8 protein-coding genes are annotated in these 14,534 nt (G+C 65.3%); 6 read left to right on the top strand and 2 right to left on the bottom strand.

Annotated elements, in window-relative coordinates; translation table 11 throughout:
• Nucleotides 1-92 precede the first annotated feature (92 nt).
• Nucleotides 93-1,448 (top strand): tetratricopeptide repeat protein, encoded by a 1,356-nt coding sequence (locus tag ACXJ16_RS24145; RefSeq protein WP_132469588.1) that lies wholly within the window; start codon nt 93-95, stop codon nt 1,446-1,448.
• Nucleotides 1,449-1,759: 311 nt separating this feature from the next.
• Here the strand turns inward: ACXJ16_RS24145 and ACXJ16_RS24140 are convergent, their stop codons facing one another.
• Together ACXJ16_RS24140 and ACXJ16_RS24135 are read right to left on the bottom strand one after the other, a co-directional pair.
• Nucleotides 1,760-3,250 (bottom strand): MFS transporter, encoded by a 1,491-nt coding sequence (locus ACXJ16_RS24140; protein ID WP_132469587.1) that lies wholly within the window; start codon nt 3,248-3,250, stop codon nt 1,760-1,762.
• Between the two features lie 177 nt (nt 3,251-3,427).
• Nucleotides 3,428-4,468, bottom strand: coding sequence for a LacI family DNA-binding transcriptional regulator (locus tag ACXJ16_RS24135; protein WP_454797900.1), 1,041 nt, complete (start codon nt 4,466-4,468; stop codon nt 3,428-3,430).
• 251 nt (nt 4,469-4,719) lie between these two features.
• On the opposite strand from ACXJ16_RS24135, the gene ACXJ16_RS24130 reads away from it, so the two are divergent.
• The 5 genes from ACXJ16_RS24130 (at nt 4,720) to ACXJ16_RS24110 (ending at nt 14,526) form a co-directional block, all read left to right on the top strand.
• A complete protein-coding gene (locus tag ACXJ16_RS24130; protein WP_185999182.1) occupies nt 4,720-7,503 on the top strand; it encodes a TonB-dependent receptor in 2,784 nt (927 codons plus the stop codon).
• 153 nt (nt 7,504-7,656) lie between these two features.
• Nucleotides 7,657-9,372 (top strand): alpha-amylase family glycosyl hydrolase, encoded by a 1,716-nt coding sequence (locus ACXJ16_RS24125; protein WP_463922384.1) that lies wholly within the window; start codon nt 7,657-7,659, stop codon nt 9,370-9,372.
• Nucleotides 9,373-9,393: 21 nt separating this feature from the next.
• Nucleotides 9,394-10,986: an alpha-amylase family glycosyl hydrolase gene (locus ACXJ16_RS24120; RefSeq protein ID WP_463922383.1), complete on the top strand. Its 1,593-nt coding sequence runs from the start codon at nt 9,394-9,396 to the stop codon at nt 10,984-10,986.
• Nucleotides 10,987-11,152: 166 nt separating this feature from the next.
• A complete protein-coding gene (locus ACXJ16_RS24115) occupies nt 11,153-13,234 on the top strand; it encodes a glycoside hydrolase family 97 protein (RefSeq protein ID WP_463922382.1) in 2,082 nt (693 codons plus the stop codon).
• A gap of 188 nt (nt 13,235-13,422) precedes the next feature.
• Entirely contained in the window at nt 13,423-14,526 is a 1,104-nt protein-coding gene (locus ACXJ16_RS24110; protein ID WP_185999823.1) for a fumarylacetoacetate hydrolase family protein, read from the top strand.
• Nucleotides 14,527-14,534 lie beyond the last annotated feature (8 nt).

The following is a 14,534-nucleotide window of genomic DNA, read 5'->3' as shown; positions in this document are numbered from 1 at the left end:
AATCTGTATCGTTGCTGAACATCGGCATTCCCAATCTTGAGAATTACTTAAGGAGCGAGTAACCTTCGGGACCTAGGGGCGGGCGGGTTTTTATGACATCAGAAGACCGTCGACTTGATGGGTGGAAAGCGATAGCGGCTCACTTCGGCCGCGACCGCACAACCGTTGCCCGCTGGGCGCGCGAAAGGGGGCTGCCGATCCATCAGCTCCCCGGCGGCAAGCAGAAGACGGTATTCGCCTTCGAGCGGGAACTGGTCGAATGGGCGCAGCGGAATTCCACTGCCGAACTGTTCGACATACCACTGCCGCAATCGCCGCAGGGTTCATTCGATGCGGAGCCGGACGGAGCGGTTACGGGGAAATATCGTAGCCCCGCCCTCTATGCAGGCCTTGCCGCGCTGGCGCTTGCAGGACTGTTCGCATGGGGCTTGTGGCATGACCGTTCGCAGAGCGAGGCCCTGCCCGAAGACCCCGTCGTGGCACGCGATTTCGTGGCCGCGCGCGATGCATGGGGGCACCGGACACCCAAGGATCTCGGCGCTTCGATCCGGCTCTACACGTCCGTGATCGAGCGTGACCCGAACTACGCGCCGGCCCGCGCGGGACTGGCGGAAAGCTGGCTGATCTACCGGGAATATGGCGAGGTGAACGACGCGGAGGCCTTCGGCAAGGCGCGGAGCGCGGCTCAGAAAGCGCTCGATCTCGATCCCGATCTGGCCAGCGCTCACCGTGCGCAGGGCTTCATCGAATACTGGTGGGACAACGATCCCGAAGCCGCGCTCAAATCCTTCCGCGAGGCGCTGCGGCTCGATGGAGAAGACGGGCAGACATATTTCTGGCTGGCCAACATCCTTTCGGATCTTGGCGAAGACGCGATGGCCGAACGGTATTATACCAAGGCCATGCTGCTGATGCCCGGTTCCCAGCCGATCGCGGTGGAACATGCCTGGTCGCGGTGGCAGGCCGGGAATGACCGGGAAGCGCTGGCGCTCCTGCTCGACCTCAAGCGAACCTATCCGCAGGACGCGACTATCAGCAGTTGTCTCTCCTGGGTCTATCTCGGCATGGGCGATATTCGCGGCTTCACTCGTGAACTCGGCGATTTCGCCCGGTTGCGCTCGGATCCGGGCGCCGCCGCGCTGGCGGAAAAGATGACGGGGGCGCTGAACAGCGATCCTGCCCGCGCGCCCGACATCCTGATTGCGGATGCTCGCGGCGAACTTGCCGAGGGTGGGCGGCGCATCCGCCAGACACCGGCATTCTACGCCTCGGCCACCGGGCGGCGGAACGAATTGGTCTCGCTCATGAAAGAGGCGGTGGTGTTGGGGGAGCGCTGGAACTCCCGGCCCGTCACTCGGCGAATCGAATCGGCGTGGAAGAACGACCCGGAGGTGACCGGCCTGCTCGGGCAGTTGGTGTTCCCGCCGCCGAGGGTAGCGCTACCCTGATCGGGTATGAGCGAATAGCCCCTCTCCCATCGCCGCGGCGCTGATAAGAAAATGATTTTTGGCGAATTTCTGCAATTTGCAGCAATTTGCATCACCGTAGAATCACCTGCGTGGGCGTAGAATAATTCTTGTGGGCGTCGGGGGCATTGATCTGCTGGAGCAGGTCGCAGGATCGGGGGATCTGGACCAGGCCGGCGCTATATTCGGAGCGACCCAACCTAGGCCCCGCGCGGGAATGGTTTCCGCGGGGCCTATTTTTTGCGCATTCGCCAAAGAGCAGTTCGCCTTGGGCCGGAGCCGAGGGTTACGACCTAATGCGCTTCACCAATTCGCAGAGCGGCGAGCGCGGCGATCAGCAGGGTGGCGGCGGCAAAGGCCATGGTCCATATCGGCTGACCGGGGAAGAAGGCTTTCATGATCGAGCCCATGACGGTGGCCACCAGCAATTGCGGCAGCACCACGAAGACGTTGAAAAGGCCCATGAACACGCCCAGCTTCGCCTGCGGCAGGCTGCTGGCGAGAATGGCGTAGGGCATCGCCAGGATCGAGGCCCAGGCGATTCCGATTGCGATTTCGCACAGCACCAGCGCATCCGGGTCGCGAATGGCCATGAAGCCCGCGAAACCGAGGGCTCCGAACATGAGGCACAGCGCGTGCGTGCGGGCCTTGCCCAGCCGCCCTGATAGCCACGGAAGCAAGGCCAGCGCCGCCACGGCCGCCACGCCGTTGTAGACGGAGAACAGCACGCCGACCCAGTTTCCGGCCTCCTGATAGGCGGGGCTGGAGGGATCTGCCGATCCGAAATGATACTGCGCGACGACCGGCGTGGTATTGATCCACATGATGAAAAGCGCCGACCAGCTGAAGAACTGCACGAAGGCGAGCCGCTTCATGATGGGCGGCATCCCGGAGAAATCGCCGACGATCCCAGCCAGCATCGAGGCGCTGCGCCCCGATCGGGCCAAGGCGATCGCGGCGATCACCGCCATCCCGTATGCCGCGAGCAGGCCGGCGAGCAGATAGACTTCCTTTTCCAGACCCCAGAACCGCACGGCCAGCGCGATGAGCACGCCTGCCGCGATCCACGGCGCCCCGCCCAGCAGGTTGCGGTCTGCCAGGCTGTCGGCCGCCGGTGCGGAAGGCGATTGCTCCGCTTCCTCGAAGGCGGCCTGCTCCTGCGGTGAATATTCGCGCGTGGTCAGGACCGTCCACAGCACAGCTGCCAGCAGGGCGAGGCCGCCCGCCAGGAAGCTGTAGCGCACGGTATCGGGTATCCCGCCCGGCACCGCGCTGTTGCTGATGCCGAAGTGGTCGAGAACGTAGGGAAACAGCGACCCCACCACCGCGCCGGCGCCGATGAAGGCGGTCTGCACCGCGTAGCCTGCGGTGTGCTGGTCCTTGCGCAGCATGTCGCCGACGAAGGCGCGGAACGGCTCCATCGAGATGTTGAGGCTGGCGTCGAGCATCCACAGCAGCATGGCTGCCATCAGCAGGCCGCCGCTTTCCGGCATCGCCAGCAGCGCGACCGCGGCCAGCACGGCGCCGCCGAGGAAATAGGGGCGCCTGCGGCCGAAGCGGCCAAGCCAGGTGCGGTCCGACATATGCCCGACGATCGGCTGTACCAGCAGCCCGGTGAGGGGCGCGGCGATCCACAGGGCGGGCAGGTCGTCGATCGAGGAACCGAGCGACTGGAAGACCCGGCTCATATTGGCGTTCTGAAGCGCGAAGCCGATCTGGATGCCGAAGAAGCCGAAGCTGATGTTCCATAGCCCGGCCCATCCCTGCCGCGGTTTTTCGAGCATTTCCGCGCCTTTCCCGGCCCCCGTCATCGGCATTCCTTCCCTTTGCCGCGCGCATCCATGGTCGCACCGGTCATGGCCCGGAGACCTTGCATGGCGGCTCGGCGACGGCAACATGCATACGAATACCTTCGAATTCCGGGCGCTACAGAACGACACCTAAGGGGCACAGAACCCCGCCTAGAGCGGGCCCAGCGTGCTGCGCCGCGCGATCAGTCTGGCGCCCAGCGTCGCTTCCGGCACGGGCCGGTCCTCGATCAGGGCGACCAGCGTTTCGACCAGGCTTTCGCCCGCGCCTTTCAGGTCCTGCATGACCGTGGTGAGCGGCGGATTGGTCATGCTGGCGGCGGGCAGGTCGTCGAAGCCCATGACCGCCACGTCGCCGGGGATCGTCCGCCCGGCGGCGGCGAGCGCGCGCATCGCGCCGATGGCGATGAGGTCGCTGGCGGCGAACACGGCGTCGAATTCCACGCCGTCATCGATCAGTGCCCGCATCGCGCTTTCGCCGAGGTCCTCGTGGCTGATCGCATCGTGCTGGAGCGCGGGGTCGCAGGCGATCCCGGCCTCCGCCATCGCGGTGCAGAGGCCGCGGTAGCGTTCGGCGAATTCGGGGTAGTGCTCGTCCGCCTGGCCGAGGAAGGCGATCCGCTTGCGGCCGAGGGCGATCAGGTGCTCTCCCGCCAGCCTGCCCGCGCCGAAATTGTCCGAGCCTACCGTTGCGCCGATATTGTCCTCGCTCACCGAGCCCCAGCGCACGAACTGGGTGCCCTGCCCGACAAGCTGCTCAAGCCGGCTTTCGTAGAGGGTGTAGTCACCGTAGCCGAGCAGGATCAGCCCGTCGGCGCGGTGGCTGTCCTGATAGCGGACGTGCCAGTCGTCCTCCATCTTCTGGAACGAGATGAGCAGGTCCATCCCGCGATTGGCGCATTGCCGGGTGATCGCGCCCAGCATGGCGAGGAAGAAGGGGTTGATCTTGGAATCGTCGGGCGTCTGTTCCTCGAAGAACAGCAGCGCGATCGTGTTCGACCGCTGGGAGCGCAGCGAGGAGGCGTTCTTGTCGACCGAGTAGTTCAGTTCCCGCGCGATGGCCTCGATCCGGGCCCGCGTGGCCGCGCTCACCGCCTTGCTGCCGCGCAGCGCGCGGCTGACGGTGGGTTGGGACACCCCGGCCCGATAGGCGATGTCGAAACTGGTCGGCCTGTTGCTCGGTTTGCGTCCCATCGTCCCGCTTCCCTGTCTCGCCCGCTAAAGTCCTGTTTTTCCGCCGTCTCGCCCATGTCCGCCGCGTTGCATTCGCGCAACGCAACGTGGCCTCGCGGCACTTGCGTATACGTATGCCATATTATGCATTCGCCTGTCCCGCCCTAAGCGAGAGGGAACGGAAAGAGTCGCGGTGCAAAAAATCGCCGGGCCTTCCACGGCCGCCCCCGAGACATCGAAGGGGCGGACGGTCACTTGAGGAGGAGGACAGGATGTCGCTTCATAAGCAGTTTTCGCGCCGGAATTCGTCTTCGCTGGCGCTTGCGGCCGCCCTGGCCGCCGTGCCGTCTTTCGCCTTCGCGCAGGACGCCGCCCCGGTGGACGATCCCAAGCAGGATCAGGCGATCATCGTCACCGGATTTCGCGCCAGCCTTGAATCGGCGGTCAACAAGAAGAAGCGCGCCGAGCAGATCGTGGAATCGGTTTCCGCCGAGGATATCGGCAAGCTGCCCGACGCTTCCATCGCCGAGTCCATCGCCCGCCTGCCGGGCCTGACCTCGCAGCGCGTCAACGGCCGCTCCAACGCGATCTCGATCCGCGGTTTCGCGCCCGATTTCTCGACCACGCTGCTGAACGGCCGCGAGCAGACCTCCACTGGCGACAACCGCGCCGTCGAGTACGACCAGTACCCTTCCGAAGTCATCAACGCGGTCAACGTCTACAAGACGCCGATGGCCAGCCTTGTCGGGCAGGGGCTGTCGGGCACCGTGGACATGCGCACGATCCGGCCGCTCGATACCGGCAAGCGCATCGTCACCGTGGGCGCGCGCGGTGTCTATGCGGATCTCGGCAAACTGAACAAGGGCTCGGACGACAAGGGCTTCCGCGTCAACGGCATGTACGTGGACCAGTTCGCGAACGACACGCTCGGCATTGCGCTCGGCGCCAGCTACAACGACGAACCCTATCAGGTGCAGGAGTTCAACTCCTGGGGCTATGCCGATGCGGCAGACGGCAACAAGGTTATCGGCGGTTCGAAGTCGTACAACACGTCCAGCAAGCTGAAGCGGCTGGGGCTCAACGGCACGCTGCAATGGCGGCCGAGCGCGAACTTCACCTCGACGATCGATGCCTTCTATTCGAACTTCAAGGACGACCAGATCAAGCGCGGCATCGAACTGCCGCTCTACTGGTCCTCGGCCACGCTGGACCCGGGCTACACCGTGGAAGACGGCCTGATCAATTCGGGCAGCTTCTCGAACGTGAAGGGCGTGCTGCGCAACGACGTGTTCCAGCGCCATGCCAAGCTCTATTCCTTCGGCTGGAACAACGAATGGAAGGGTGACGACGGCTGGACGGCGATGTTCGACGCCAGCTATTCGAAGACCGACCGCAACGAACTGACCATCGAGAGCTATTCGGGCACCGGCCGCGCCGGAGAGGGCGCCACCGATACGATCGGCTTCACCAGCGCCGCCAGGGGCACCACTTTCACCCACGATCTCGACTATGGAGACTGGAGCCAGATCCTGCTGACCAGCCCGCAGGGCTGGGGCGGCACCCAGATCGGCACTGACGGCACCGCGATCTACGGCGGGCAGGACGGCTACTACAACAACCGCAAGATCAAGGACGAGCTCTGGCAGTTCCGCACCGAGGTGAAGAAGGAGCTGGATTCCTCCTTCCTCAGTTCGATCCAGGCGGGCATGAACTATACCAGCCACTCCAAGACGCTGGTTCCCGAAGAATATTTCCTGGGCCTTGCCGCCAATACCGACGGCACCGTCAGTGTGGAAGTGCCCGAGCAGTACCGCCTCGGCACCACCAATCTGAAGTACCTCGGGCTGGGCAACGTCATCAGCTACAACCCGCTCGACCTGATCCGGGACGGCATCTACAATCTGGTGCCCAACCCCACCGGAGACGTGGTTTCCAAGGGCTATGCGATCCGCGAAAAGCTGATGACCGGCTATCTCCAGGCCAACATCAAGTCGCAGATCGGTGCCGCCGAACTGACCGGCAACGTGGGCGTCCAGGCGATCTGGACCGACCAGAACTCCAGCGGCGGCAGCGCCGCGCCCAACCTCGATCCGGTGACGGGCGAACAGATCCTCAACCCCAACGGCTCGCCGAGCTATTTCTACGCCACCCGCCGGTCCAGCACCGACTATCTCGACGTGCTGCCCAGCCTCAATCTCTCGCTGCGTTTCCCCAGCGACTTCGTGGTCCGCTTCGCCGCAGCGCGCGAGATCATCCGCCCGCGCCTCGACGACATGCGCGCCTCGCTGGAATACGGCTATACCTTCACTGACGGCGTGGCGGTGGTGACGGGTTCGTCGGGCAACCCGGACCTGCGCCCGTGGCGCGCCAATGCGCTTGACCTCACGTTCGAGAAATACTTCGCCGCCAAGGGCTATATCGCCGCGCAGTTCTTCTGGAAGGAGCTGAAGAGCTACATCTACAACCAGGACGTGGTGATCGACAGTTCGACGCTGGCCCTGCCCGATCCGGGCAATGGCTACACGATCTCGCCGATCGCGGTCATCAACGTGCCGGTCAACGGGCAGGGCGGCAAGCTCTACGGCGTGGAAGTGGCGGGAACGCTTCCCTTCGATGCCTTCACCTCGGCGCTTTCGGGCTTCGGCGTCACCGGCTCGGTCGCCTATACGCAGTCGAAGATCCATCCGATGCCGGGAGAAGCGGCTTCCGCGCTGCCGGGCTATTCGAAGTGGGTGGCCAACGGCACCGCCTTCTTCGAGAAGTGGGGCTTCAACCTGCGCGGCTCGGTCCGCTATCGTTCGACCTTCATCGGCGAAGTCTCGGGCTTCGCGGCCAACCGCCAGCGGCGCCGCGCGCAGCCGGAAACGATCGTCGATGCGCAGATCGGCTATGACTTCCAGCCGGGGAGCGCGCTGGAAGGGCTCTCGCTCTACATCCAGGGCCAGAACCTCACCAATGCGCCCTTCGTGACGACCAATCCGGGCGATAGCCGCCAGATCATCGACTACCAGCGCTACGGCGCGCGCTATCTGGCGGGCTTCACGTATAAGTTCTGAGGCCGGTTATCGGTGCCGTGCGGGGAACCTCCTCCTCTCCGGCGGCATCGCAATGGGCGGAACCGGGAAGTTCCTCTCCCTCCCTTCCCGGTTCCGCTTCCCCCGAACGGGTTTCGGGGCGACGTTGAAGCAAAACATCGGAGAGTTCCCGAGATGCACCGCCTGCTATCTTCCCTCATTGCGCTGGCCGGATCGCTTGCCGCGCCAGTCGCGCTGGCGGGTCCGCTCGAAGACCTGCGCGCGCGCAGCCCCGAGCAGGAAGTGATCTACTTCGTCCTGCCCGACCGGTTCGAGAACGGCGATCGTTCGAACGATGCGGGCGGGCTCAAGGGCGGCAAGCTGGCCACCGGCTTCGATCCCACCGACAAGGCCTTCTATCACGGCGGTGACCTCAAGGGGCTGGCCGCGCGGCTGGGCTATATCCAGAACCTCGGCGCGACGGCAATCTGGGTGGGGCCGATCTTCAGGAACAAGCCGGTGCAGGGGCCGAAGGGGGGCGAGAGCGCAGGCTATCACGGCTACTGGATCACCGACTTCACCCATGTCGACCCGCATTTCGGAACGGACGCGGACTTCAAGGCGCTGGTCGATGCCGCCCATGCGCGGGGCATGAAGGTCTACATGGACATCATCGTCAACCACACGGCAGACGTGATCCAGTACCGGGAGGGGGCTGCCGAGGGCTATCCGTACCGTTCGAAGGCGGACTATCCGGCCTCTGCTTATACCCCCTTCGTTCCCAGGGGCGAGGAGCGCGTGAAAGCGCCCGCATGGCTCAACGATCCGGCTTACTACCACAATCGCGGCAATACCGACTGGAAGGGCGAAAGCGCGCAGCTTGGCGATTTCGTCGGGCTGGATGACCTGGCGACCGAGAACCCGCGCGTGCTGGAAGGCATGATCGCGATCTACGGCGACTGGATCGACAAGTACGGCATCGACGGTTTCCGCATCGATACGGCCAAGCATGTGAACCCCGAATTCTGGCGCGCGTTCGTTCCCGCCATGAAGGCGCGCGCGGCGGCGAAGGGCATCCCGAACTTCCACATCTTCGGCGAAGTGATGACGGGTGATTACGACCCGGCGCTGCTGGCCAGCTGGACGCGCAATGCCGGGCTGCCCGGCGTGCTGGACTTTGCCTTCATGCACGCGGTGCTGAAGGCGGCGGGCGGTGGCAGCAGCGAGGAACTGGCGCGCCTGCCCGATGATGACGGTCTTTACGAGGGCGGCGCCAAGGCGGCGCTGCAATTGCCGACGTTCCTCGGCAACCACGATGCCGGGCGCGCGGCGATGTTCCTCAAGGCCGCTAACCCGGCGATGAGCGCGGACGAACTGCTCAGGCGCGACGAACTGGCCCATGCCATGCTGCTCACCCTGCGCGGCGTGCCGACGATCTATTACGGCGACGAACAGGGCTTTACAGGGGCCGGCGGCGACCAGCTTTCGCGGCAGGACATGTTCGCCAGCAAAGTGGCGATCTACAACGGCGAGGCACTGGTCGGTTCGGCCAAGACCACGGCTACCGAAAGCTTCGATCCCGCCCATCCGCTCTACCGCCTGATCGCGCAGCTTTCCGTCTTGCGCGTGAAGACGCCGGCGCTGACTGATGGCCGTTCGGTCACCCGCGCGGCATCGGAGAAGCCCGGCCTCGTCGCCGTCTCCCGCTTCGATCCGGCCACGGGCCGCGAGGTGCTGCTGGCTTTCAACACCTCGACCGCGCCGGTCTCTGCAGCTGTTGCCGTCGATCCGGCCTCGCTCTCGTTTGCAACGCTGGCGGGCACGGCCTGCGCCGCCAGGGCCAGCGCGCCCGGTTCGGTGCGCGTAGACCTGCCGCCGCTCGGCTTTGCGGTCTGCGCGGCGAAACCCTGATCCTCCCCTGCGGAAAAGACCATGACCTTACCTGCCGAATGGTGGCGCGGCGCCGCCATCTACCAGATCTATCCCCGCAGCTTCGCGGACGCCAATGGCGACGGCATCGGCGACTTGCCCGGCATCGCCGCGCGGCTCGATCACGTGGCGAGCCTCGGCGTGGAGGCGGTGTGGATTTCGCCCTTCTACGCCTCGCCCATGGCCGATTTCGGCTATGACATTGCGGATTACTGCGCCGTCGATCCGATCTTCGGCACTCTGGAAGATTTCGACGCGGTGATCGCGCGGGCCCGCGATCTGGGGCTCAAGATCATCGTCGATCAGGTCTACGCCCATACTTCGGACCGGCACGCGTGGTTCGTGGAAAGCCGCCAGAGCCGCGATAACCGCCACGCGGACTGGTACGTCTGGGCCGATCCCAAGGAGGACGGCACCCCGCCCAACAACTGGCAGTCGATCTTCGGCGGCCCCGCATGGCGCTGGGACGCGCGGCGCGGGCAGTATTACATGCACAACTTCCTGGCCGAGCAGCCGCAGCTCAATTGCCACAACCCGCAAGTGCAGGACGCGCTGCTGGGCGTGGCGAAGTTCTGGCTGGATCGGGGCGTCTCGGGCTTCCGCATCGACGCGCTCAACCATTCGATGCATGACCCGCTGCTGCGCGACAATCCGCCCGCGCCGAATGATGGCAAAGTCCGCACGCGGCCCTACGACTTCCAGATCCAGCGATACAACCAGTCGCACCCGGATATTCTGGCCTTCATCGAGCGGTTGCAGGCCCTGATCGCCTCCTATCCCGATACCTATTCGCTGGCCGAGGTCGGCGGGCTCAATGCCGGGGTGGAGATGAAGGCCTTCACGCAAGGGTCCGCGCGGCTGAACAGCGCCTATGGCTTCGACTTCCTCTATGCCGAGAGCCTGACCCCCGCGCGCGTCGCGGCGGCGCAGGAATTCTGGCCGGACGAGCCCGGAATGGGCTGGCCGAGCTGGGCTTTCGAGAACCACGACGCGCCGCGCGCCGTCTCGCGCTGGTGCGCTCCTGAGCACCGGGACGCCTTCGCGCGGATGAAGGCGATGCTGCTCCTTTCGCTGCGGGGCAATCCGATCGTGTTTCAGGGCGAGGAACTCGGGCTGGAGCAGGACGAGGTGCCGTTCGAACTGCTTCAGGACCCGGAGGCCATCGCCAACTGGCCGCTCACCCTCTCGCGCGACGGCGTGCGCACGCCGCTGCCGTGGAAGGCGCAGGACGAGCACGGCGGTTTCACCGGTGGCCATCCGTGGCTGCCGCTTTCCGAAGCGAACCTTGCCCGCGCCGTGGACCGGCAGGAGGCCGATCCCGCCTCGCTGCTGCACCTGACGCGCCGCCTCATCCACGTGCGGCGCGACGATGCGGCGCTGCGCCGGGGCACTTGCGAGGTGCTGCTGGCGGAGGAGACGCGGCTCGTGCTGCGCCGCGAGGCGGAGGGGCGCTCCGTGCTGGCAGTATGCAACATTGGTGAGCGCGATGCGGCCTGGCCGCAGGAGGTGCCGACAACGGGCAAAGTCCTCGCCGCCGTCAATGACGCCGCGCCCGGCTCGCTCCCGGCATGGGCCGCGATCTGGATTGAGCAATGACCAAAAAATTTCGTCACCCCCGCGAAGGCGGGGGTCCAGCGTCCTGCACCACACTGCTGGATCCCCGCCTTCGCGGGGATGACGAGGAACGTGGAGGGCCAGGTCGGGGACGATGCATCCCATCAATGGCCGCCGCACCAGTGCAAGTTTCAAAAGGAGATCGGGCATGAAGCCTTTCCGCCTGCTGGGCGCTACCAGTTTTCTTGGAGCCGGCATCCTTGCCGCTACTCTCGCCCCGCTTGCCGTTCATGCGCAGGAGGCCAAGCCCAGCGTCACCGCCGCCTCGCCCGATGGCTCGATCGTGCTCACCGTCGGCACCGACAACGACAGCCGCCCCACATGGTCGCTGTCGCGCAAGGGCAAGCTGCTGATCGCGCCGAGCAAGCTGGGCCTCGTGCTGACCGACGGCGTCAACATGGTGCGCGGCTTCGCGATTTCCGGCAGCGAAAAGGGCACGCATGACGATACCTGGCAGCAGCCCTGGGGTGAGCGCACCAATGTGCGCGATCACTACAACGAGGTGACGGTCCACTTCCGCCAGTCCGCCGCGCAGGGCAGCCGGTTGATGGACCTGCATTTCCGCCTGTTCGATAACGGCGTGGGCTTCCGCTACGAACTGCCCGAGCAGCCGGCGATGAAGACGATGAAGATCGCCGACGAAACCACCGAGTTCGCCATCGTGCCCAAGGGCGAGGCATGGTGGATCCCCGGCGGCGAATGGAACCGCTACGAGCAGGTCTACCAGAAGACCGCGATCGACGCGGTTTCCACCGCGCATACGCCGATCACCATGAAGCTGGAGGACGGCACCCACCTGTCTTTCCACGAAGCGGCGCTGGTCGACTATGCGGGCTACTGGTTCAAGCGGGCGGATGGACAGACTTTCCGCACCACGCTCTCGCCTTCGTCACGCGGGGCGAGGGTGGTGCGCGATCTGCCGTTCAACACGCCCTGGCGCACGATCCGCATCGCGGACAATGCGGCGGGCCTTGTGGAGAACGATCTGGAACTGAACCTCAACGAACCCAACAAGCTGGGCGATGTAAGCTGGGTGAAGCCGATGCGCTATATCGGCATCTGGTGGGGCATGATCCGCGGCGACTGGACATGGGCCACGGGCCCCCAGCACGGCGCCACCACCGCGCGCGCCAAGCAGTACATCGACTATGCCGCCCGCCACAATTTCGGCGGCGTGCTGATCGAAGGCTGGAACAAGGGCTGGGACGGCGACTGGTTCGGCCACGGCGACTTCAGCTTCACCGAAGCTACACCGGACTTCGATATCAAGGCCGTGACCGATTACGCCCGCAAGAAGGGCGTGGTGCTGATCGGCCATCACGAGACCGGCGGCAATATCGCCATCTACGAAAAGCAGATGGATGCAGGCTTCGCGCTCTATGAGAAGCTGGGCGTGCCTGCGGTGAAGACCGGCTACGTGGCCGATGGCGGCGGCATCATTGCCGATACCTGGCGCTACGGCGAAAAACCGGGCGAAACGCACATGGAATGGCATGACGGCCAGCGTCAGGTGAACCATCATCTGGATGTGGTGAAGCTGGCCGCACAGCACCACATTGCCATCGACGCGCACGAACCGGTCAAGGACACCGGCCTGCGCCGCACTTATCCGAACTGGGTCAGCCGCGAAGGCGCGCGGGGCATGGAATACAACGCCTGGGGTGCCTTCGCCAACGGGCCGGACCATGAGCCGACGCTGGTCTATACCCGCATGCTCTCCGGCCCGATGGACTTCACGCCGGGCGTGCTGAGCCTTGAAGGCGCGCATCACGATCCGCTGGCCTCCACGCTGGCCAAGCAGCTTGGGCTCTACCTTGCGATCTATTCGCCGATCCAGATGGCGGCGGACTTCGTGGAAAACCTCGACAAGCATCCGCGCGAGATGGAGTTCATCAGCCACGTCCCCACCGACTGGGCCGAAAGCCACCTGATCGCCGGCGAAGTGGGCGATTACGCCGTGTTCGCGCGCAAGGACCGGAAGAGGCCGGAATGGTTCGTCGGCGGCGTGAACGACGCGACGGCGCGAAACGTCACGCTCTCGTTCGACTTCCTCGAACACGGCAAGACCTACAAGGCGACGATCTGGAAGGACGAGGAGGGCGCCACCTACCTCACCGATGCCCGCCACAGGATCGCCTATGACACGCGCACCGTGAAGAAGGGCGACACTTACGATCTTTGGCTCGCACCGGGCGGCGGCGCGGCGATGCGGCTCGTTCCCGTGAAGTAGACCCGCAAGCCCTGTTGCAACAGGCCAGCGGCGCGGCCCCGGCGAGAAATCGCTCCGGGGCCGCACTGCGTTTGCGGGCATCTGCAGGGAGATGACGAAGGGCTGCTCGCCCGATCTTGACAATTGTGTGAAATTGTCGTTGGTAGCGCTACCAATTTGATAACCGTGGTTGGGGGAGTCATTTCTATATGCCGCTGATGCCGTCTGACTGGGCGCAGGGAACGTTCGTGGGCCGCGCGGACTTTGGGGAGGGGCCTAGCCCGATCCTGGTGCTGCGCGGCGAACTGATCGACATGTCGGGCGTGGTGCCCACGGTTTCGGCGCTGGTCGAGGCGGGCGATTTCTCGGGCGCGGGCGGGGTGCGGCTGGGCGCGTTCGATGCGGCGGCGGTGAACCTGCTCAGCCCGGTCGATCTCCAGTGCGTCAAGGCCTGCGGCGTGACTTTCGCCACTTCCGCGATCGAGCGGGTGATCGAGGAACGCGCGCGGGGTGACTGGAGCGCGGCGGCCGCCATTCGCGAGCGGCTGGAAGCGCGTATCGGCGGGCAGATCCGCTCGGTGGTGCCCGGTTCCGACAGCGCCGCCCAGCTCAAGGCCGCGCTGATCGAGGACGGGCTGTGGTCGCAGTATCTCGAAGTCGCCATCGGGCCGGACGCGGAAGTGTTCACCAAGTCGCCGGTGCTTTCCACCATGGGCGTGGGCGCCGAGATCGGCGTGCGCTCGGATTCGAGCTGGAACAACCCCGAGCCCGAGATCGCCCTGCTGGTCGGCAGCGACGGCAAGGCCGTCGGCGCGACGCTCGGCAATGACGTGAACCTGCGCGATTTCGAGGGGCGCTCGGCGCTGCTGCTGGGCAAGGCCAAGGACAACAACGCCTCCTGCGCGCTCGGCCCGCTGGTGCGCCTGTTCGACGAGAGCTTCACCATCGACCATGTGCGCGATGCCGAAGTGCGGCTCTCGATCACCGGCGAGGACGGCTTCGTGCTGAGCGGCAAGAGCAACATGGCCGAGATCAGCCGCGATCCGCTCGACCTCGTGCGCCAGACGCTGAGCGAGCACCAGTATCCCGACGGCTTCGTGCTGTTCCTGGGCACACTGTTCGCGCCGGTGCAGGACCGCGACGAGGAAGGCCGCGGCTTCACGCACAAGGTCGGCGACGTGGTGACGATCGAGAGCGACCGGCTGGGCCAGCTCACCAACCGCGTCGTCACCTCGCGCGATGCGGCGCCGTGGAGCACCGGAATCGGGGCGTTTTACGCCAACCTGCTGTCGCGCGGACTGCTCAAGGCATGAAGATCACA

The organism is Novosphingobium sp. TK71, from assembly GCF_055361505.1.
Note: the sequence above shows the minus strand (reverse complement) of the source record. Positions and strands in the feature narration are given on the sequence as shown.